General features: G+C 66.4%; 24 protein-coding genes. 20 read left to right on the forward strand and 4 right to left on the reverse strand.

Features of this window, described 5'->3' with window-relative positions:
* Window positions 1-17 precede the first annotated feature (17 nt).
* On the forward strand, window positions 18-1,151 hold the full coding sequence (locus ACFPZ3_RS37110; RefSeq protein ID WP_379518992.1) for a hypothetical protein: 1,134 nt from the start codon (window positions 18-20) through the stop codon (window positions 1,149-1,151).
* Window positions 1,152-1,723: 572 nt separating this feature from the next.
* Here ACFPZ3_RS37110 and ACFPZ3_RS37115 read toward each other — a convergent pair.
* On the reverse strand, window positions 1,724-1,939 hold the full coding sequence (locus ACFPZ3_RS37115; protein ID WP_379518993.1) for a DUF397 domain-containing protein: 216 nt from the start codon (window positions 1,937-1,939) through the stop codon (window positions 1,724-1,726).
* Window positions 1,927-2,787 carry a helix-turn-helix domain-containing protein gene (locus ACFPZ3_RS37120; RefSeq protein ID WP_379518994.1) on the reverse strand — a complete coding sequence of 287 codons (861 nt, stop codon included), beginning with the start codon at window positions 2,785-2,787 and terminating at the stop codon, window positions 1,927-1,929. Before ACFPZ3_RS37120 ends, ACFPZ3_RS37115 begins: the two co-directional genes overlap by 13 nt.
* Window positions 2,788-3,664: 877 nt before the next feature.
* Between ACFPZ3_RS37120 and ACFPZ3_RS37125 the strand changes: the two genes are divergently transcribed.
* From ACFPZ3_RS37125 to ACFPZ3_RS37185, 13 genes are all read left to right on the forward strand, one after another.
* Window positions 3,665-4,150, forward strand: a complete 486-nt coding sequence (locus ACFPZ3_RS37125; RefSeq protein ID WP_379518995.1) for an ATP-binding protein — start codon at window positions 3,665-3,667, stop codon at window positions 4,148-4,150.
* 67 nt (window positions 4,151-4,217) lie between these two features.
* The gene (locus ACFPZ3_RS37130) at window positions 4,218-4,688 is read left to right on the forward strand and encodes a hypothetical protein (protein WP_379518996.1); all 471 of its coding nucleotides are present in this window, start codon (window positions 4,218-4,220) and stop codon (window positions 4,686-4,688) included.
* A gap of 837 nt (window positions 4,689-5,525) precedes the next feature.
* On the forward strand, window positions 5,526-6,314 hold the full coding sequence (locus tag ACFPZ3_RS37135) for a hypothetical protein (protein WP_379518997.1): 789 nt from the start codon (window positions 5,526-5,528) through the stop codon (window positions 6,312-6,314).
* Between the two features lie 113 nt (window positions 6,315-6,427).
* Window positions 6,428-6,985 carry an SAF domain-containing protein gene (locus tag ACFPZ3_RS37140; RefSeq protein WP_379518998.1) on the forward strand — a complete coding sequence of 186 codons (558 nt, stop codon included), beginning with the start codon at window positions 6,428-6,430 and terminating at the stop codon, window positions 6,983-6,985.
* Window positions 6,986-7,747, forward strand: coding sequence for a hypothetical protein (locus ACFPZ3_RS37145; RefSeq protein WP_379518999.1), 762 nt, complete (start codon window positions 6,986-6,988; stop codon window positions 7,745-7,747).
* Window positions 7,744-9,099 (forward strand): CpaF family protein, encoded by a 1,356-nt coding sequence (locus tag ACFPZ3_RS37150; RefSeq protein ID WP_379519000.1) that lies wholly within the window; start codon window positions 7,744-7,746, stop codon window positions 9,097-9,099. The genes ACFPZ3_RS37145 and ACFPZ3_RS37150 overlap by 4 nt, the downstream gene beginning before the upstream one ends.
* A complete protein-coding gene (locus ACFPZ3_RS37155; protein WP_379519001.1) occupies window positions 9,096-9,962 on the forward strand; it encodes a type II secretion system F family protein in 867 nt (288 codons plus the stop codon). The genes ACFPZ3_RS37150 and ACFPZ3_RS37155 overlap by 4 nt, the downstream gene beginning before the upstream one ends.
* Complete coding sequence (locus ACFPZ3_RS37160; RefSeq protein ID WP_379519002.1) at window positions 9,959-10,798, forward strand: hypothetical protein; 840 nt, start codon at window positions 9,959-9,961, stop codon at window positions 10,796-10,798. The genes ACFPZ3_RS37155 and ACFPZ3_RS37160 overlap by 4 nt, the downstream gene beginning before the upstream one ends.
* 13 nt (window positions 10,799-10,811) lie before the next feature.
* Window positions 10,812-11,024, forward strand: coding sequence for a hypothetical protein (locus ACFPZ3_RS37165; protein ID WP_379519003.1), 213 nt, complete (start codon window positions 10,812-10,814; stop codon window positions 11,022-11,024).
* Between the two features lie 11 nt (window positions 11,025-11,035).
* Complete coding sequence (locus tag ACFPZ3_RS37170) at window positions 11,036-11,425, forward strand: TadE/TadG family type IV pilus assembly protein (RefSeq protein WP_379519004.1); 390 nt, start codon at window positions 11,036-11,038, stop codon at window positions 11,423-11,425.
* A complete protein-coding gene (locus ACFPZ3_RS37175) occupies window positions 11,422-11,841 on the forward strand; it encodes a TadE/TadG family type IV pilus assembly protein (RefSeq protein ID WP_379519005.1) in 420 nt (139 codons plus the stop codon). Before ACFPZ3_RS37170 ends, ACFPZ3_RS37175 begins: the two co-directional genes overlap by 4 nt.
* Window positions 11,842-11,844: 3 nt before the next feature.
* Entirely contained in the window at window positions 11,845-12,267 is a 423-nt protein-coding gene (locus ACFPZ3_RS37180; protein WP_379519006.1) for a pilus assembly protein TadG-related protein, read from the forward strand.
* A 14-nt stretch (window positions 12,268-12,281) separates the two neighbouring features.
* Complete coding sequence (locus ACFPZ3_RS37185; RefSeq protein WP_379519007.1) at window positions 12,282-14,720, forward strand: tetratricopeptide repeat protein; 2,439 nt, start codon at window positions 12,282-12,284, stop codon at window positions 14,718-14,720.
* 187 nt (window positions 14,721-14,907) lie between these two features.
* Here the strand turns inward: ACFPZ3_RS37185 and ACFPZ3_RS37190 are convergent, their stop codons facing one another.
* Both ACFPZ3_RS37190 and ACFPZ3_RS37195 read right to left on the reverse strand, forming a co-directional pair.
* Window positions 14,908-15,693, reverse strand: a complete 786-nt coding sequence (locus ACFPZ3_RS37190; protein WP_379519008.1) for a glycerophosphodiester phosphodiesterase family protein — start codon at window positions 15,691-15,693, stop codon at window positions 14,908-14,910.
* A 124-nt stretch (window positions 15,694-15,817) separates the two neighbouring features.
* Window positions 15,818-16,378, reverse strand: coding sequence for a PadR family transcriptional regulator (locus tag ACFPZ3_RS37195; RefSeq protein ID WP_379519009.1), 561 nt, complete (start codon window positions 16,376-16,378; stop codon window positions 15,818-15,820).
* Between the two features lie 70 nt (window positions 16,379-16,448).
* Between ACFPZ3_RS37195 and ACFPZ3_RS37200 the strand changes: the two genes are divergently transcribed.
* The 6 genes from ACFPZ3_RS37200 to ACFPZ3_RS37225 all read left to right on the forward strand — a co-directional run.
* Window positions 16,449-17,210, forward strand: a complete 762-nt coding sequence (locus ACFPZ3_RS37200) for an alpha/beta hydrolase (RefSeq protein WP_379519010.1) — start codon at window positions 16,449-16,451, stop codon at window positions 17,208-17,210.
* Window positions 17,211-17,672: 462 nt separating this feature from the next.
* Complete coding sequence (locus ACFPZ3_RS37205; protein ID WP_379519011.1) at window positions 17,673-18,491, forward strand: hypothetical protein; 819 nt, start codon at window positions 17,673-17,675, stop codon at window positions 18,489-18,491.
* 347 nt (window positions 18,492-18,838) lie between these two features.
* Window positions 18,839-19,177: a hypothetical protein gene (locus ACFPZ3_RS37210; protein WP_379519012.1), complete on the forward strand. Its 339-nt coding sequence runs from the start codon at window positions 18,839-18,841 to the stop codon at window positions 19,175-19,177.
* Window positions 19,164-19,589: a hypothetical protein gene (locus ACFPZ3_RS37215; protein ID WP_379519013.1), complete on the forward strand. Its 426-nt coding sequence runs from the start codon at window positions 19,164-19,166 to the stop codon at window positions 19,587-19,589. Before ACFPZ3_RS37210 ends, ACFPZ3_RS37215 begins: the two co-directional genes overlap by 14 nt.
* A 3-nt stretch (window positions 19,590-19,592) precedes the next feature.
* On the forward strand, window positions 19,593-19,901 hold the full coding sequence (locus tag ACFPZ3_RS37220; RefSeq protein WP_379519014.1) for a DUF8033 domain-containing protein: 309 nt from the start codon (window positions 19,593-19,595) through the stop codon (window positions 19,899-19,901).
* A 163-nt stretch (window positions 19,902-20,064) separates the two neighbouring features.
* Window positions 20,065-20,369 (forward strand): DUF4192 family protein (locus ACFPZ3_RS37225; RefSeq protein WP_379519015.1); only part of this gene is annotated, 305 nt, incomplete at its 3' end.

The raw sequence follows: 20,369 nt of genomic DNA on the forward strand, positions 1-20,369 counted from the left end.
GGGGAAGCAGCGTCGTGATGAACCCTGCGATCGCCGCCCGCATCCCGCTGGTCTGCCGTACCAAACCGCCCGGCAAGCCCCTGGCCGCGCGCATCGCCGATCTCACCGCGCTGAGCATCGAACCCGCAGGCGCCGACCACCACGACCTGGTGGCCCGCGCCTGCGGGGTCCTCAACATCTCCGCGCTCATCGCCTCCGACGCCGGACTGCCCGACCTGGCCGCAGATCTGTGCTGGAGACAGCACAAGATCTTCGCCGAGGGCGGCAGGCTCGACCAGGAGAGCGCGGTCATGTCGTTGATGCCGCTGATCAACATCTCCCGGTTGCTGATCCGCGAAGGCGACGGCAAAGCCGCCTACGAGGTGCTCGACCAGCTCTACCGCGCCGCCCAGCAGCGCAGCGCCACCGTCATCCACGGCCACGACGTTGACCTGACGCCGCTGATCCACAGCCGCGACGGCCACCGCGCGCTCTGCATGGAGCTGTGGATCGCTCTGCTCATCGACGGGGCCCGAGCCCTTGCCCAGCAAGGCCGCTGGAGCGAGGCCGCCGACGCCATGGCCGCCCACCGCGGCATCGGCGACCGGCTGCTCGACGGACGCCAAATCAAGATCATGGCGCTGATGGAACAGGGACTCCCCGGCGAGGCCGCCGCCATGATCGACGCCGCCGTCCCTGCGGAGCCGTGGGAGCGCACCGTCGCGGCGCTGTTGCGCATCGCCTGCCGCCCTCCCGACACCATCACCCCACCGGAGGAACTGGACCATGTCGTGCAGAAGGCACTGTCTCTGGTCACCCAACATGAACCGATGACGGCGGCTTTCCGGGCCCGGCTCGGTCTGACCGCGCTCGACCTGACCGCCCGCCAATCTGCGTCATCTGCCTCCCGTCTGGGCGTAGCGCTTGTCGAGGTGCCTTCCACCGACGCCTACGCCGCCCGCGACGTCCTCGGCCACCAGGGGATGCGCCCCCACATGACTGACCAGCAGCAGCAGAACCTCGGCGCCGTGATCACCGCTGCAGGCCTCGGAGCCGGGCGTCTGCCTGAGGCCTACGAGCACGCTCTGACCGCGGCTGTGGATCACGCCGAAGACTGGCTGCGGGCGCTGCTCAGCCACAGCAGCACCTCGGCGGCCCCGGGGAAGGTCTGATGGAACTCCCTTCCAGCCCTGACGGCGGCTACTACGGCGCGGCCTCGGCAGGAGGTACGCCACGCTGGCCCTGGGTCGCATGGCTATGTACCCGCTTCAGCGAACCGGCCCAACAGACCAGCGATCTGGGAGAAGACGCCGACCGTCTTTGGCCTCTTGAACTTGACAGAAGAGCGGCGGGGCTCACCCCGAAGCGTGGACACCGGTCCTGATCGTGGGGCTCGGTGTGAGCGGCGAAGCAGCCGCCACCCTGCCTGCCTCCCGCGCTGAGTCGGCGACCGTCACTGACATTCGCAGCCGGTCGCGACGAACTGGCACCGACGATCGGGTGCGAACTGGCACCCCAGTGAGCAAGTCGGTGCCTGTCTGCTCGAGGGTCGCGTTCGTCCGGTCGTTGCCGCGACTGAGGAGGAGGGGTACCTGCTCTTCGTTGTTGAGGTGCTCAGTGACCTCGACGTCGGCGGTAGCCTTGGCCGTGCAGAGTGACCTGCTCGCTCCGACCGGGGCGTCCAAATACAAGGCAGGGCCTCGGCATGCCGAAGCCCGTTCTTGCTATCGCTGGTAGAAGGTTATCAGAAGTCGAACTCACCCTTTTTCGTCCCGTCGACGAAGGCCGCCCAGACGGATGGGGAGAAAACGTACGGAAGCTGTTCGGGATTCTCGGAGTCGCGCAGACCCACGCGACCGTCGCTTAAGGGAGCCACTTCGATGCAGTCGCCGGCCTCGCCGGAGCGGGTGGCCTTGCGCCATATGGCGGTTTCGAGCAGCTTTGCGGTCAGTTCGTCCACTTCTCTGACATCTCCCCAATCAACTGGAGTGAGGCCCGTCGAGGCAGGGCCTCGTTGTGCAACATTTCGTACCTTGACTTGATTTCTCGGATCCGCTCCGCGTCGGCAGTGACCTGGCTGAGCGTGATCGACTCCAAGTAGGCCATATCCGGCATCCCCGGCCCGCTAGCGAGAACGAACGCTCCTTGCAGGCCAGTGGTCAACCAAGAGCTGTGCGGCAGTACGCGGACGTTGATGCGAGGATGCTCGTCCATTGCGGCAAGGTACGCCATCTGCTCAGCCATCACCGTCTCGCTACCGATCGGCCGACCAAGAACCACTTCGTCCAGTATCACCCATACCGTAGGCCCGTTGTCCCGATACAGAACGCGCTGGCGCTCCATGCGTGCCGCAACATTCTGCTCGACCTCCTCGGGGATGGTGGCGGGCTTGCCGCAGAAGATGGCTCGCGCGTACTCCGGAGTCTGCAGCATGCCAGGCACGATCAGAGGCTGCCACAGACGCAGTGTGTCTGCCTGCTGCTCGATCTCCGCCAGCCGGGCAAGCCAGACCGGCCAGCGCGTGGAATGTTCGATGGTTTCGCGCCAGCGCGCGAACAGTTCGCCAGCCGCGTCCAGTGCGCCATCGGCGGCGCGGGCGAAGGCTTCGTCGGCCGGGCGTTCTCCCCGTTCCACCATGCTGATCTTCGATACCGACCAGCCGAGCATCGCAGCAAGGTCCCTTTGCCGCTTTCTAGCGACTTTGCGGTATTTGCGGAGATGAATGCCAAATTCTGCCTTTGGAGCTTTGAGGGCAAGTTCTGGATCAGCATTTGGCACGGCGGAAAGCCTTCCTTCCTGATGGCGCACAAGAAATACACATGGCATGTGTAGTAGCACACCTGGATCGTGCCTGGGAAGTGCTTTCTTATTACCCCTACGAGCAGGGGATTTCTGAGATGGTTTCTTCAGGCGGCCTCAATGCGGCGTCGAGCACACACGAAAAGACGAACGGGCGTGTACCGGGTGCTCAACATTCTTCGCATAAGGGGCACGGCCGGTGATCGAGAAGCAGGAGGCGACGGTGATATATCCACCCATACTGACCAAACGTCAGGAACTCGGCATTATTCGGCTGCGCGTGCATCCTGGTACAGGCTCCGAGCCCGCACACCGAGCAGGCGAGGGACTGGCGATCGTGGATCGACCGTCTGGCGAGCGCTGGGAAGCCACCGGCCGTCCGCAAATGAGCGTCGTGTCGCCGTGGTGCCACCTCGACCTAAGCCCTAACCCGAGCGGCTCACAGGGACCTTCCGCGCCGTCCGACCGGCTGCTTGTGGGGTAGCAGCGCCGATGATTTCACTGGCAAACGCTGAGTGATAACGCGGTCAAGCTCAACACACTCTCCAGACCTGGCGGCCGACCGGTTCTTCAAGAACTCGGTCGGTCACCCACGCGGTGACGATCACGGCGACCCCCCGTTCGCTTGGTCGTTGCCAGGGGCGGTCCCTCGCCTTGGGGACAATCGCGGAAACCAAGGACCGCGATGCGAGGGGCCGCATCCCATCCACAGACGCCCGGCAGCCGCGGCCCCTCCGGTGTGCTGCTGCCCCATCGAACCCGAATCTGGCCTGTTCATGCTGCCCCACTCCGGTCGCGGCACGTACAAGCCGCTGCCCAAGATCAGACCGGACGGAAGCTCACAGAACGCCCTCTTCCTGGCCGGGAACAGGACCACGACGCGCAAATGACCAAGCGCGGATCGGAGTGTGGCACGGTGCACGAAGGATTCCTTGCCGAGTTGGTGCTTCCAGGCATCCCGCAATCGGTCTCGGTGGCCCGCCACTGCGTCGCCCGTGTACTGAGACAAGCCGGGCATCAGAACGTGGACGATGTGGTCACCGTCATCAGCGAACTCGTTACGAATGCTGTGTCGTACACCGTCTCCGGCCTGTCCGGCGGCCTGGTCACGATAGAGATCGGTCAAATAGGTGACGCCATTGCCGCTGTCGCGGTGATCGATCAGGGTGCGACACAGGCCCCGAAGATGCGGAAATCCAGTCCTGCGACCTGCTCAGGCCGGGGACTGAGCATAGTCGCGGCGTTGTCGGCTCGCTGGGGTGTGCGGGAGGACGCTCTCGGCGGGATGGCCGTGTGGGCCGAAGTGTTCACGATGGACGTTGCACCGCCCGTCGCCGCGCTGGGCATGCCCGTGAGCGCGGTGGAGGCGTGATGAACGGTGTCGTCGATCCTCTCGCCACTCGACCGTCGGGTACGCAGGCAGTACAAGTGGGGAGCCCATGACCGGGGGCGGGCGTGTCGAGTACGGCAGCCGGGTCGTGATCTTCCAATTGGAGCACAGCGCGGGCGTAACGCGCGAAGGCGGCCCTGGACTGATCGGCCGCTGCGGGAGGGTCCTGTGCCTGATGCGGACCGGGCTGGTCGCTCTGGTGGAGTTGGACGAGGCGTTCGGCGGAGTACGGCGCTGGTCGGTGAACCGGAACGACCTGACCCCTGCCGTGGTGGATGAGGGGTGCTTCGTCGCGCCCGTGGGCATGGGCGAACTCCGGCTCGGCGTCACAGGCCCTGATGACATCCTCATCCGACATGCGGTTTGGCCCAAGGAGGACACCGGTCTCTGCGGGATCAAGGTACGCAGACTCAATGAGTACGTTCTTCCGTTCGTCTCGGCGGCATTCGGAGCCTGTCCCGACTGCCGTAAGCTGACGTCAGCAGAGGAAGAACTGCCGGTTCCATACTTGCTGCCTTGATGCCATACACGACGGGATGACCGTGTATGCGAAGGAGCGGCAACCGCGTCGTAGCAAACACCGCGACCGAGCAGCCAGTCGCGGTCGGCCCTCAGCCAGAGTAAGAACTCAGCGGTCATGCACACGGCAGGCCCACAGTTCGCTGCGGGCCTGCCAACGCTCCGCCTTCCCACCTGGGCGGGGCCCGCAGAACCATCACCACTCAGAGTTTGTGCTGCTCTTGGCCTTGATGAAGGCTTGACCAAACCCTACGCTACTCTTCGCGCTCAAATAGATGCGCAGAGTCAATTCGTAGGAGTTCGCGGTGATTCGTGGTCGCACTGGAGCGCTTCTGCTCGTGCCCATGGCGGTGGCCGCCTGCCAAACGCCGAGCGCCACCGACCTTCCGCGGTCCCCGATCGCTGCCTCCAGCACGACAGCGACTCCTGAAACGCGTGCTCGACCACATGACCTTGTCGTCGAGTCATACTCCGCGTACTGGCCGGCCCTGGCCGAAGCCGGAAGGTCGTCTCCTGACAAGGCTCGTACGCTATTGCAGCCGTACGCGCAGGGCGGGTACCTCGATCATCTAGTTGAGGGTGTCCGAGACCTGGTCAGGCAGGGGCGTGAACCATACGGTCAAGCCGCTCCACGGATCAAGGAAGTCCGAGTGGGTGGCCGGCACGCTGAGATCACCGACTGCCTTGACATGTCCCGGGCGGCCATGGCAGATCGGCGTACGCATCAGCTGATTCCAGAGACCGCGGACTCCAAGACCAGCGCGATCGTCGAGGCCACCTTGGAACGGTCCTCCGACGGAGGTTGGCGGCTGACGGCGTTGAGCATGAAGGAGGCGACATGCAAGCCGTCGTCGCCCTGAGTCCTCTCCTCCTCATCCTGGCCGGTGCACCTGCGAAGGACGACAACGGCGCAACACGTATGGGTGGCAACTGGATCACCTATGGCGTTCACAGAAGCACCGAAGCAGGTGGCCCCACTGCTCGAAGCGCTCAAGGCGGAGGCGGAGCGTTGACCAACTGCCACAGCATCCCGGGAGAGAACCAGATCCGTTACGTCCAGTGCGATGACGGGCCCGACGGGAAGGAGAACGTCTTCAATGCCGTCAGCCCAGCTGATCCAGGCGAGCCAGCCATAACGCCGGAGATGTTGATGGAGCGGGCCCTGCGCCAGCTCACTCCCCCAGAGCCGAAGATCTCTACTGCCCCGCCTCGAAACAAGGACGGATACGTAGGGTTGCGGCAATTCTTCTGGGCCGAGCCGGGCCAGTGGCGTGCGATCAGCAAGAAGGCCACCGCCGGCCCCGTCTGGGCCGAGGTCACCGCGACGCCGACCAAGCTGACCATCCGACCTGGGGAAGGCCAGACGACGCTGACCTGTTCGGGCCCTGGCGTGCCGTACGACAAGGCGAAAAGCCCTGACGACCAGAACGACGAGTGCACGCATGTGTTCACCCAGTCCAGCGCGGGACTGCCGGATTCGCGGTACCACGTGAAGGTGTCGGTGACCTGGTCAGCTCATTGGACCGGATCGGGTAGTGCCGGTGGCGCGCTCGCTCCGATCACCACCTCGATGGCCTTCCCGCTGCGGATCGGCGAGGCTCCGGCGCTGGTTGGGGGGAACTCGTGACGGGTCCCAGGACAGAGCTAGGTCAGAGTCGCGGTGATGACGCGCCTGCGGTGCAGGCTCCCAGGGTGTTGCCGCAGCCACGGCAACGCCGCCGCAGTTCACTCGTTCTGGGCGTGCTGACGATTGTCGGCGGCATGGTCGTGGCCTTTCAGACGGTGAATCGCCTGAGCAATCGTGATGAGGTTCTCGTCGTCACCCGTGATGTCGTGCTCGGGCAACCCATCACTGAGGCGAACGTGTCCACGGCCATGGTCGGCGGCGACCAGACCGTCGCCATGCTGAGCGGTCAGGACTTGCCGAAGGTCATGGGCATGAGGGCGGCGGCTGACTTGATGAGCGGCACGTTGCTCCAGCGCAGGATGCTCACCGATCAGGTCACGCCGTCGGCGGAGCAGCAGCTCGTCCCCATCGCGGTCAAGCCGAGCCGTCTGCCTGCGCGCGGGCTCCGGCCAGGTGATCGGCTTTTCGTCATGTTGCGGCCGGAGAACCCCGCCGTACCCAGCGTCAAGGAGCCGGTCGGGATTGAGGCCGTGGTGGATCACACGAAAGGTCCGGACAACGACGGTCTGATGGTGGTCGATGTCTTGGTGAACAGGAGCGACGCTCCCCGGCTTGGTCCGTTGGCCGCGGATGGGCAGGTCGCCTTGGCGCTCATGCCGAGGAGACCGTGAATGGCGATGTACACGTTGATGAGCGCGGGCGGTTCGCCCGGTGTGACGACGACGGCTCTGGCGGTGACCTATACGTGGCAGGGGCGGGCGCTGCTGGCCGAGTGCGATCCGAAGGGCGGCAATGTCCTGCAGGGGCTACTTGCCGGGTGCATGGAAGGGCATGAGTCGGGCCTGCTGGAGCTGGCGCTGGGCGCCGTTCATGATCCGGATCCGGCGGTTCTGTGGCGGTACGTCGTCGCATTGGATCAAGAGGTCCGCAGGTGGCTGCTGTTGCCGGGCCTGCGTGATCCCCGCCACCTGATTCAACTTGATGGTGCCTGGGACACCATCGCCGCGTTCCTGAAGGCGGCGCAGGACAAGGCGGACGTGGTGGTCGACGTGGGCCAGATCGGGGGTGCTGATACTCCGATGAACCTAATCGCCGCCTCGGACCTGGCGGTGATGCTGTTGCAGCCCACCCTCCGCCATGTCGCCCAGGCCCGTCCACGTCTCGATGCGCTGGGCCGTCACGTTGGTAGGGATGTCCCGGTTGAGCTCTGCGTGGTGGGCAACGGTCCGTACTCTCTCAAGGAGGTCAGCGGCGCGCTGTACGACCTGCCGGTGCTGGGGTGGATTCCCGATGACGCCAGGTCCGCCGCGGTGTTCTCCGATGGCATGCCGGCGAGGAAGTCCTTCCATCGGTCGCCATTGGTGCGTGGTGCTTCTGCCTTGGGTGCCGCTATGAGGCGGCGTCTGGCCGCGACGGCGGCGGTGGGTGGATGAGCGACTCGTGGCCGCCCCGGAAGACGAGCGATCCAGCCGTACCCTTCGGGGAAGAGCGCGCATTCCGCGAGGCCGTGCTGGCGATCACGACCTCGATCGCTGACGACCTCAAGGACACCGAAGACCGGAAGGCGGCTCTCCAGGTCGTCCAGACGCAGGTACAGCGGTGGGTGCAGGAGCAGGTGGCCGCCGGCAAGGTGGTCAGCTTCACCGCGCAGCGGCGGTTGGTCGAGGCGGTGGTCGACGAACGGTTCGAGCTGGGCGTGCTCACTCCGTACATCAGAGATCGTCGCGTGGAGAGCATCGACCTCAACGGCTGCGACCAGGTGTGGATCACCTACAACGACGGCTCGTGCCATCGTGGGCCGGCCATCGCCAGCAGCGACGATGACCTGATCAAGATGATCCAGATGTGGGCGCTGCACAAGAGCTACAACCCGCGGGAGTTCTCGGCGGCGAACCCGCTGCTCAACGCCGCACTGAGGCCAGCTGACGGGGACGAGGGCGTGGGCGTACGGCTCAGCGCCACGATGTCCGTCACGCCGCGGCCGTGCGCCAGTATCCGCTGTCACCGGCTGGTCGACGTCACCCTGGACGACCTGCTCAAGCTCGGCACGATCAATCGCAGCCTTTACCGCTTCCTGCGCGCTGCTGTGCTGGCCCGACTCAACATCGTCATCACGGGCGGCACCGCGGCCGGCAAGACCACCCTCCTGCGCGCGCTCGCTTCAGAGATCCATCCCGCCGAACGCCTGGCCACGCTGGAGTCCGACTACGAGCTGTTCCTCGACAAGCTCACGCACCGCCACCAGAACGTGATCGCCTTCCAGGCCCGGCAGGCCAACTCCGAAGGCGCGGGCGGCATCGGACTGGACGACCTGATCCCGCACTCGCTGCGCAAGAACATCAAGCGGATCATCGTCGGTGAAGTGCGAGCGGATGAGATCGTGCCGATGTTCGAGGCGATGAACACCGGACATCCCGGCTCCATGTGCACGATCCACGCCGACGGCACCGAGGAGATCTTCAACCGGATCGTCATGTTGTGGACCAGGGGCGTCGGCTCACAGACCCCGCCCGCCGTCATCCACCTCAACACCGGCCAGACCATCGACCTGGTCGTCCACCTGCGCCTGGACCCGTCGACCAACACCCGCTTCGTCTCCGAGGTCCTGGAGGTTCTGCCGCCGGCCGACAGCGAACTGCCCAGCCGCAACCACCTCTACCGGCCCGCAGGTCCTGGCGGCCGGGCCGTACCCGACATCACTCCGCAATGCCTGCCGCGCCTGAAGGCGGCGGGCTTCGATCCCGCTCTGCTGGATCCCATATCCGCCCGCTGGGAGCCCCGGTGAACATCAACGCCCTGCTCGCTGCGCTCAGCGTTGCCATGATCTTGGGCGGCGTGGTCTGGATCATCGCCGCGCTGCGCACACCAACCTCAGATCAGCCCGTACGCCCACCCTCCCGGTGGAGCGGGGTTCTGACGGTGCTCGCTGCCCATTACCGGATGGGCATCGTGGCCATACTCGCGGCAGCCGTCGTCTTCGCCATGACGAGCTGGCCGGTGGCGGCCGTGGCCGTCGGCGTTGGCGTATTCGCACTGCCCAAAGCGGTGACCGGCCGCTCGGCCAAGGAACGCATCCGCAAGCTGGAAGCCCTGGCGCAATGGACCCGCCGACTGGCCGATCTGCTGGTCGCCGGCCGCGCCCTGGAGCAGGCGTTGGAGCACAGCGCCGCCCGCAATGTCGCGCCGGCGATCGCCGCTCCGGTGGCCGCGCTGGCCCGGCGGCTTCGCGTCACGCGGATGCCGACCGAGGAGGCGCTCCGATTGTTCGCCGACGAAGTGGACGACCCGATCGGTGACCGGATCGCCGCTGCGCTCATTCTGGTCGCGCGCCGTCGCGGTCGCGGTGCGAGCTCCGTGCTGCAGCAGCTCGCCGAGCTGGTCGCGAAGGATGTGGCGGATCGGCGGGAGGTGGAGGCGGCGCGCGCCGAGCACCGCACCACGGTGCGCTGGATCATCGGCATCCTGGGGGTCTTCAGCGCTCTGGCCGTCTTCCAGAAGAACTACGTCGCCCCCTTCGGCACCCCGCTCGGGCAGGTCGTGCTGGCGGTCGTGGCGCTGTTCTACGGGGTGACGCTGCTCTGGCTCCACCGGCTCGGCAACGCCGCCCCAGGCCACCGGTTCCTGAACCCCGAGGGGAAGAAGCCATGAACCTTCTCGCCGGCATTTCGGGAGCGTTGGTCACCCTTGGCCTGGTGATCGTGGCCCACGAGCTGATGCCCGGCCCGCCGCGGCTCAACGCGGCGCTCGCCAGGCTCGAAGGCGCTCCTGCGCCTCGACGAGCGGACTGGCTCAGAAGCCGGCTCGTCCGCCTGCCGATTCCGCGCGGCGACCTCGCATTGCTCGGCATCAGCGTGGAACGCTTCACCCTGCAACGGATCGTCTTCCTCCTGGCGGGCCTGTTCCTCCCGGTCCCGCTCAACCTGCTGTGCACGCTCAGCGGCTTGCCCCTGCCCTGGGCCGTCCCCGCGGGCGTCGGTGTCGTGCTCGCCCTGCTCTTCGTCCTGATCCCTGACATCAGTGCCCGGCGTCAGGCGCACGAGCGCCGCCAGGAGTTCCAGGCCGCCCTGGCGACCTACCTGGACATGGTGGCACTGGAGCGTGCCGCAGGCGCCGGTCCTCCACAGGCCCTGCAGGCGCCTGTGGATATCTGCCAGGGGTGGGTCTTCGGCCAGATCGCCCAAGTGCTCCAGCACGCCAAGCGCGCCGGCGAACAGCCCTGGCACGGACTCGGATCACTCGGCGAGCGCGTCGGCATCTCTCAGCTGACCGAGCTGGCCGACATTGCCGAGGACGCCGGGTCCGAAGGGACCCGCGTTCTGTCCACGCTTCTGGCCAAGGCCCAGTCGATGCGGACGGCCGCGCTGGCCGACGCCCGCGCCCGGGCCAACAGCCGTACCAGCGAGATGCCGATCGCCATCGGCGTGTCCATCTTCGGCTTCCTGGTGCTCGTCTGCTTCCCCGCCATCCACCGCATCATGATCTGAAAGGGCAGCAATCATGTCCAAGCTCCTGCCACCGGAAGCTGCCTACTACAAGGCCGTCACCGCGCTGTTCCTGGACCGCCTGGAACGGATCCGCAAAGACCCTGAGAAGGGTGCCATGTCAGCAGAAGCGATGATCATTATCGCCGCGCTGGTGCTGGTGGCGGTCACGGTCATGGGCATCGTCACCGCGAAGATCATCGACAAGGCGAAGTCCATCAACCTGTAGGCAGGCGTTCCGTGCGAAGTCGTGAACGAGGCAGCGTCACCGCCGAGGCAGTGATCGCCCTGCCTGTGCTGCTGCTGGCCGTCCTCGCCTGCATGCAGGTCTGCCTGCTGTTCTTCGCGCAGTCGGTCGCGCTCGCCGCCGCCCAACGCGGCGTCCGGGCCGCACGCGCTCACGACGCCGACCACACCTCTGGCGCAGCTCTGGCCAAGCGCTACGCCGAGCAGACCGCCAGCGGTCTGCTCACCTCGATCAGCACGACCAGCACTGGCGACGCCGCCACGGTCCGGATCACCGTCCGCGGCCAGTCCCTGTCCCTCGTGCCGTTCCTGCCCTCCATCGAGATCGTCGAGCAGGCCGCCGGAGCCGTCGAACGCTTCACCACGCCAGAGCAGGCGACATGAGCGAGCGAGGCAGCGTCACCGTGGAGGCCATCCTCGCCATCGCCGCCATCATGCTGCTCCTGCTGTTCGGCGTCGCCGCCGGCCGGATCACCATCGCCGGCGCCGCCGTCGAGGCCGCCGCCCGGGACGCCGCCCGCCAGGCCTCCATCGCCCGCACCGCCACCGCGGCCAAGGCCAGCGCGGAGGCCAGCGCTCGCGCGTCCGTAGACGCTCAAGCGGTGAGTTGTACGTCGATCAAGGTCAAGATCAGCACCAAGGGCTTCAGCCGCCCAGTCGGCGAGCCAGGCGATGTATCGGCGACGGTGTCCTGCACCGTACCTCTGGCGGATGTCACCTTTCCCGGGCTCCCAGGCAGCGTCGAGCGGCAGGCCACCTCGACCAGCCCGCTGGACCCTTATCGCTCAAGGGGAAGGTGACGCATGCCGGAACGGGATCTTGAGCGAGGCTCGATCACCCCGTACGCCCTTGTCCTCATCACCGTGCTGCTGCTCTTCATCGGGCTCGTCGTCGACGTCGGGAACAAGCTCCGGGCTGGGTGGGAAGCGGTCGGCGTCGCTGAGGAAGCCGCCCGAGCCGGCGCTGGACTGATCGATCGTGCGGCCGCCTACCGAGGCGACGACCTCGTCGTCGACCGCGGCGCTGCCGTACGCGCCGCCCAAGCGCACCTGTCCGGCAGCGGTCACCAAGGCAAGGTCACCATCTCCGGCCCCGCCTCCGTCCGGGTCAGCGTCACCGTGACCAAGCCGACCTGGCTGCTTCACCTGGTGGGCCTGCCCTCGGTGTCGATGACCGCCAACGCCGATGCCGACCTGATCGGCGGGATAGAAGGGCCGAATCGCTGATGATGCTCCGTCTCTTGCGCGCGCTGGTCGCGTACGTGGTCCTGCTCGCGGTGATGCTGGGCCTGCCTGTCCTGCTCTACACGCTCGGCGGCTCCCCATTTCCGGATCAGCTCCCCACCCTGGAGCAGATCGCGAACATTCTGGCCGAACCGGACAACGGCACGCTCTTCGTCGCCGCCTTGAAACTGCTCCTCTGGCTCGCCTGGGGCCATTTCAGCTTCTCGGTGCTCCTTGAGATCGTCGCCAAGGCACGGGGCCGGCACTTCTCGCCTCGATTCCGCGGGCTGTCGGGCATGCACCGCCTGGCCTCGTACCTGGTTGCATCGGCGACGCTGGCCGTCCTGGCCCCAGGCGTGGGCAACGCCGCTACACCTCCACCCGTGGTCTCCATGGCACCCCTGCACCCCCTGGGTCAGGTCGCTGATGATGACTCACAGGTCTATGAGGTGCAGCAGGGGGACTCCCTGTGGAAGATCGCCGATGAGGAACTCGGCAGCCCACGCCGATGGCCGAAAATCTGGAAGCTCAATGCCCATTCCAAACAGCCAGGCGGACACACGTTCACCAACCCGGGCGTGATCCAGCCCGGCTGGAATCTCCACCTTCCCCACAAGCGCTCCGAGCCCTCCTCTACGAACTTGGCTGCCGACCCACCGGCCGCGACCGAGGCCGATCCCACGCCGAGTCCCTCACCCGAATCACGCGCACAGCCGACGAGCGCACACGCCGCACCTGAACACCGCGCGGACAGCGTTCAGCTTTCGTCCGGCTCCCTGGTCGCGGCGGCGTACGTCGCCGGGATCAGCACCGCGTTCATCGCCGGCCGGCTTCATCGCCGCCGCCGTCGCCAACCACCTGAATCTCATGAAGCGGTGACGATCACCCCTGAGCCTGAACCTCCGCCCGAGATACGCGAACTCCATCGTCTCCATCGCCAGACCGTCGCCCAGCAGGAACAACCGATGCCCACCGACGGCGAGTTGATACGACGCTCCCACTCCATCGACGTCCCGAAGCAGGCCCAACTCGGCGAAACCCCCGACGGTCACCCCGTGTACGTGAACCTCGAAGGCCCAGGCATGGGGTTCACCGGCCCCGGATCCCTCGACGTTCTGCGTTACCTGGCCGTTGACCTGCTCCGGCAGTCGAACAATTACCGCACCGAGATCATCATGTGCACGGGCCTGGCCGAGAAGCTCTTCGGCCTGACCATGCCCGATCTGAACCATGTCGCCGCGACGCTGTCCGGACTGGTGCTCGTCGAGTCACATGAGAGCGCACTGCGGCACTTCGAGGAGACGTTCTTTCTGCGCAGGCGGATGGTGCTCGAACGGGACTCCTCCGGAGTGGACGAACTGCGGAAGACGGATCCGGGCGAGTCACTGCCTGTGGTGCTGCTCGTCACCGAGCTCGACGACGAGGTGCACGAGCACGTAACGGCACCCCTTACGTCCGGGCAGAGCGCAGGAGTTGGCGCCCTATTCCTGGGCTCCTGGCCAGATGGTGCCACCCTGCTGGTCTCCGATACGCATTCCGTGGAGACGGCCGAGGGACGATGTTCCGACCGCTTCGCAGACGCGCTGTTGTTCAACATCACGGCGGATGAAGCCGCAGCTCACGTACTGCAACTCGCCTCAGCGCAGCCGGAAGACGCCCCTGCGGAACGTCTGCGTGAGGACGGCAAATCCAGCTGGTCAGGCCCTTCCCTCGTCCGCCTGACCGTCCTGGGCCACCCCATGGTCCACGTCTGCGCCCGGGCACAACCGCTGTCCTTGAGCTGGCTGCAACTGAACACGCTCACCTATTTGGCCCTGCACTTCAGCGGTGTGACTCGAGATCAACTGAGCGCCGCGCTCTGGCCAGACGATGACGGCAAGGACATTCACAATGCCCTCCGCCATCTCCGAAGCGCGCTTGTCACAGCCACCGGCTACAAGAGCACGGACCCGAAGAAGGCACCCTTCATCAGCGCCTCAACCACCAAGGATTCGGCGATCTATCGCCTTGACCCGCGACTGATCAGCGTCGACCTCTGGGAGTACGAGGCCGCGCTCGAAGAAGCCAAAATCGCCTCGGGCCCGGCAGACCGCTCCGCCGCGCTGGCCAAAGCCGCAGAGCTGTGCACGGGCGAACTGGCCCAGGGCCTTACGGCGGAATGGGTCGAGGACCAGCGCTATCCGCTGACCCGGTCTCAGGCCGACGTCCTGGCCCAACTGGCGGAACTTCTCGCCGAGGAAGACGCGGAACGGGCGCTGGCCGCGCTGGAGCGGGCGAGAAGGCTTGATCCTGACACCGAGGAGACCTACTTCCGGATCATCCGCCTGCAGCTGCAGCTCGGCAGACGAGACGATGCCTCCCGCACGGCCGAACTGCTTCGCCAGCACCAACATGGCCTGGGAGTATCGGGGGACTACCTGACGGAAAAGCGGCTGGGAGAGATGTTCCGCACGTAGTCGGCGCATCCCATGGGCATCCAATCAGTCTGGTCAAGAGGGCCGCCGGAGCTGTCCCCTGCCCCAGGAGCTGTAGCCGCCTGGGAGATCCCGAACTGGAAACGGCAAGAGATGCCGTCCGAGGGATGATGCGCGCTCCCGAGCGCGACGTCTGCCGCTGACCGGCACGACCGCCGGCGGAGGCGAGTCAGGCGCACTTGCCCTTGAGCCAGGCCCGATACTCCTTCGTGTAGTTCGTCATCACGCTCTTCGGCGCCTGATTCAACACCTCCTGCCAACGGCCCACGTTGCCGCTCCACGCGGCCGGCGGCTCCTGCCAGGCCACGCTGTCGGTCCAGCGGGCCTCGGAGCCCTTGAGGAGGGTGGGGTGGCGCCTGGCCAGCTCGCCCTGGACCCAGGAGTCGGTGGAGTAGACCAGGATGCGCTGCGACGCCTGGCGTTCCTTGATCGGGTCGGAGATCTCCTTCCAGGCGGCTGCCGTGTACGCGGGGTCGGAGAGGATGGCTCTGGTCTCCGGCTTGATCTCCAGGAGGGCGACCAGGCCGCGGGAGCGTACCTGGTCGAGCCACTGCCTCAGCGTATTGACCTGCTCTCCCGTGTACGGGCCGCGCGCGATGCTCCGGTCACGCAGATTGTCGCTGCCTGCCGTCCACCAGATGTCGGTGATGTTCTTCTTGACGCCGGTCAGCCCGTTGGTGGAGGTGTTGTGCCACATGACGGCCTTGGTGCCCTGCTGGGTGAGCTGGACGTCGCCTTCCACCCCGCCGGCGCCCCACGTCTTCTGGTCGTTCAGCGCGGCCGGGTTGTTGGGCTGGCGTATCTGGTCCCTGTCCCATGGGTTCGCGCCGGTGGGGTAGCCGCCGTGCCCGAAGAGCAGCGGGCAGGCCGGTAAGCGGGCCGATTGCGCGTATGCCTGGGGCGGCAGAGAGACGGTGGCCAGAACTGTCGCCGCGAGCACGGCCTTTGCCCTCATGTACGTCTCCGTCCGTTGGGGTGAGGTGATCAGAACGGGCAGGCTATTCGCCACCGCCCGCTTGATCAACCGGTTACCCCGATCCCGATGGTTCGTAGGCGCGCGCACGACCCGGGCGGGCGTGTCACCGTCCAATCGGCCGCTCTCCTGACCGTCCGAGCTGGGCCAGCATCCATCGGCACCAGTCGGCGCGATGTCGTTCGTAGCTCAGGCCGCACCGCAAGGTGGCGTAGTTGCCGAAGCGGGGGTCGCCGAAGGCCGGTGGCTCGTCGAAGGACGCCTCGTGATGTTCGTACTCGGCCAGCCGGGCCTCGTGTGCGGCGAGCTGGTCGGCGAACATCTCCCGGATCAGGTCCGGTTCGGCCAGCCACGACGCGTACGTCTTCAGCACCAGCTCGTCGCGCTCCGGCCGCTCGCGGGGCGGCTCGGTGACCCAGTCCCGCAGGGCCCGCATGCCCGCGTCCGTCAGGTGGTAGACCTTCCTGCCCTGCGGCCCCGGCCCGTGTTCCGACTCGAAGCCCACCAGGTCGGCGGAGCGCAGTTTCTGCAGCTCGGCGTGGATCTGGCTGTGACCGGCCGTCCAGAAGTAGCCGATCGGCCGCCGCATCGCCGTGGCGAGGTCGTATCCCGTGCGGTCGCCACGAGCGAGCACGGCGAGGATCGCGAATCCGAGCGTTGAGGTCATGGTGCGGCAAGGATATGGTGCTCTCACGACTATGTCAGTTCTGACATAGTCGGGGTGAGAGGGAAGAGTCATGCGCGGGCTGACGGGTCTGATGGGCTTCATGGTGGGAGTGCTGACGGCCTGCGGGGGCGCGGTCAGCACCGGAACCGCCGTTTCCGGCCCGAGCCCGGCAGCCAGCCCCGCGGGAAGTCCGGTGGCGAGCCCTGCACCGATCCCGACCGGGCCCAACGTCTCCGGCTGCTTCACCGAGGCAGACGGCAAGATCTTCGAGCACTCCGGCGGCCTCCCCGGCGTGATCACCGGCGACGGCCCGGTGGGCGTGGTGATCACCTACGAGCGCCGGGGCACCGTGTGCACGTGGCGCCCCCTGTCCGACCGCCTCGTCGCCGCCGGCTACCGCGTCCTGCTGTACGCCAGGAGCTCCAGCGCGCTGCCCGAGGACGTCGCGGTCGCCATGGCCCGCCGCCTGGCCAAGGAGAACGGCGTCGAGCGCCTCTTCCTGGTCGGCGGCTCCATCGGCGCCACTACCGCGGTCCCCGCCGCGCTGCGGCTCGGCGCCAAGGTGGCCGGCGTGGTGGCCGTCTCCGGCACGATCAACACGCAGGCCGCTGCCCGGCTGACCGCCCCGCTCCTGCAGATCGGTTCGGCGAACGACGACTACGGCGGTGCCGACGACCTGGCCAGGGCCCACGACGCCGCCACGAACGCCGTCAGCAACGAGACCATGGTCATCCCGGGGGAGAGCCTGCACGCCTCCGCCCTGTTCACCAGCCCCCACGGCAAAGACGTGCTCGACCGCATCGTGGCGTTCACGGACCGGCACAAAGACTGAGCCGCCCCGGACTACGCCCGGCTGCGTCAAGCGACCACAAGGGCAGGTGATCACTCCTTGCTGGTAGCCCTCCATACAGGTCGCCAGATAGCTGCCCGAACACCCCTCCCGATTAACTGGGAGGAGCGGAAGCGACAGCTTCCCCAGGTGGCGGGCCATTCTCGCGGCCCGCAGGGTACCCCGACTGCTTGAGCTATAACGCTCCATAAAGGCGTCAGTCAACGCCGACTGAGTCAACCTATCCGCGTGCGCCAATAAACAAATAGCCTCACCTATTTCCCGTGCCCTATTCCTACTGGCCTTTGTGTGCGCCATTATAATTCGGGCATTTTGCTCCACGAAAATGCAGCTAAATAATCTGGTAAGACGATTGATCCGATCTCTATATTGAGATTTAATTAAAAGTAGCAAAGGGGAGGTGCGCCCGATAGTCATCGGGCGCGATGCGATCGGAGAACGGTCATGGCGAAAAGCGCTTCCGGAAGTGTTCCCGCGAGTATTCCCGGCAACAGTCTGACGCCGGAGGACATGGCGCGCGTCACGCCGGAGGACTGGCAGGACATCCGTAAGCTGGCGCGCGGCTACTGCCGTACGGTGGATGCCACCCGCTCCCGTAAGCGCATGGACGGGAGCGCAACCATCGTCAAGGCCGGCCACGCCCCGTACGGCACCGACGACGTATCGGACGACGTCAACCAGGACGCCGTTCTCCTGTTCGCTCAGCGACTGCGTGACATCCTCGGCAAGTGCCGGACCGCGCCTGAGGGCGGTTCGACCCGCGAGACGCAGGCGTGGATCTACACGCGGCGGGACGGGGGAGAGATGACCATCACGCGCGCCACGCTCCAGCGCTGGGCCGTCCGGGATGCCGCGGCGCGCAACGGCTACCGCGTGGACGTCCCTCCGGCCGAAATCGACGCGACTCCGGGTGCTCAGCTCATGCGCGGGCTCCCGCACGCCGAGAACGTGGCCCGCGCCGCGGTGGCGTTCTCCGCCGCTCAGCACAGCTCGGAAATCTTCCGCCAGGCATTCGGGGACGGGCAGGAGTTCCCCGTCCTGCGGAAAATCATCTCAGCGGCGGAGCAGGCGGATGATCTGGGCCGCGCGGGAATCCTTGCCCAGGTGGCCCAGGAGCAAGAAGGCGGTGCCTACGGGTCTCGACGGGCCGTGATCCGCGTCCGTGATGCGGCACGCGCAGAGTTCAAGGAACTTACCGAATGCCTTGACGAAGTGCGAGCCACCATGGTGCACACCGAAAACGAGTCAGACACCAGCGACTGAGCTGCCAGATTACACGGGCCCCGGAACTTCCGGGGCCCTTTTCTATTACGCTGAAGCGCCGAAAGAATTCGCAGAGTAGCGGACGCTCGGACCGGCTCACTCGCCGTATTTAAGTGAGAGAGAAATTCGTCGGAGCGCACCAGCGCCGACGCTTCCCGGATCACATCTCGACGCGCGTCATGTGATCCACGGAGATTGAGCAGCTACGTTCACCGTATTCAACCGGATGCGCATTGAAAAGCGGTCGCATCGGTGAGCTAGCGCGTCGTCTCCCATCTCTTTACCTGTGTCCGGCGGTACGGCAGGTCTGTCCGGACGATTTTCCTGTCTTTTGAGGAGGTGCATTCATGGCGATTCCCCCTGCCGAGAAATTGCACGTCATCGTGCTGTGCCCGCAGCTCGCACCTGTGGCCCACGCGTCAGGGTGCTCGTTCCGGCATCTGTTCCTCGCGCCGGGCCCGGACCGGCCGGGCGACTGGTCCGGCACGGTCCCCGATCTCGGCGAAATCCGAGCACGCTTTCCCGGCGTGCTGTTCCACAAGTGCCTGCATGACGCGCTGCGGGACGAGCTCCCGCAGGCCAGCACCTGGGCGCAAGGCACAAACGGCCCGCCCGCGCCACCCACCGCACCCGATCCGGAGCCGAAGCGCCGGCCGCGAGGAGGACACCCTTATGACGGTCCTTGACGGCGTCGCCCTGCCCCGAAGGTGGCGCATCACGTCCCGGCTGACGCCCGGCTGGCCGATCGATGAGGATCATCTCCTCGAAGTCTGGCCGCACGGCCGCACGCAGGACGGGCGGATCCGATGGCTGTATCGGTTGTCGCGCCACAACCGGACGATCTTCTCCGCCGCTGACATCAGCTCGCCGATCGGCACCACGCTCTCCACGGACACGCTGATCATCACCGCGAGAACCGTCCTGTCGTTCCTGACGCTGCGTCCGGGAGACACCGACGCCGAGTATTTCGACGACTACAGCCGCGCCCAGCTCGCGTGGCGTGACGGGTTCGCCGAGGAACTGTCGGTGTACGCGCTGGAGGAGATCTGCGGCTACTGCGGTGGGGAGCATGTTTCGCCCGGTTGCGGAACGGGGTAGCCCGTGCCGCGCAGCTCCAGCCGCTTCCCCGGGCTGCACCTGGCACAGCGCGCGGCGTTCCGCACCAGCGGTGGACTGTCAGCGTTGTGCCGTGCCCCTGAACAGACCGGCCGCCTTCCCGCCGAATGGGCGCAGCGCTACCGCGCCGACATGCCGAGCATCGTGTACGTGGTGCTCTCATACGCCACCCCCATCGCCTGGGTACGCGACGACAACCGGGTGATCATCCCCGACTGCTGCTACTCCCTCATCACCACCCGCCACCAGCGGCTGTGCCGCACCTGGCTACCGGATGAGCAGGTGCCGTCGTGATCGTCCACGGCCGGTGCTGTGTCGCTCACCGAACTCATGCGGGCTGCGCCTGCATTCGCGTCTGACCGTCTCACCGCTTCTTCCCTCACGCGCCATGCACCCCTGTCCTGGGGCTCATGGCGCGTTTCGTTCCGCCCGCGACGCCCCTTGGAGGTATCTGACCGTGACCGAAACTGTGCGCCTGTCCCAGCCCGTGGACTACATCGCCATCGTGCCCTACCTGTTCGGCTATCACCCGACGATGAGCCTCGTCGTCCTTACCTTCCGCGATCAAGCCCTCATCACCAGCGTCCGCCATGACCTGCCCAGCAGTCAGGGCGAGGCCATCGACGTCATCGCCCACTGTCTCGACCTCCTGGCGCACGACGGGGCCAGCGAAGTGGCGGTGATCGGCTACGGTCCCGCCGACCTGGTCACCCCGGTCCTGGTTGGCCTGCGCGAGGCGATCGAGCCGACCGGCGTTCTGCT

The organism is Nonomuraea insulae, assembly GCF_042656245.1.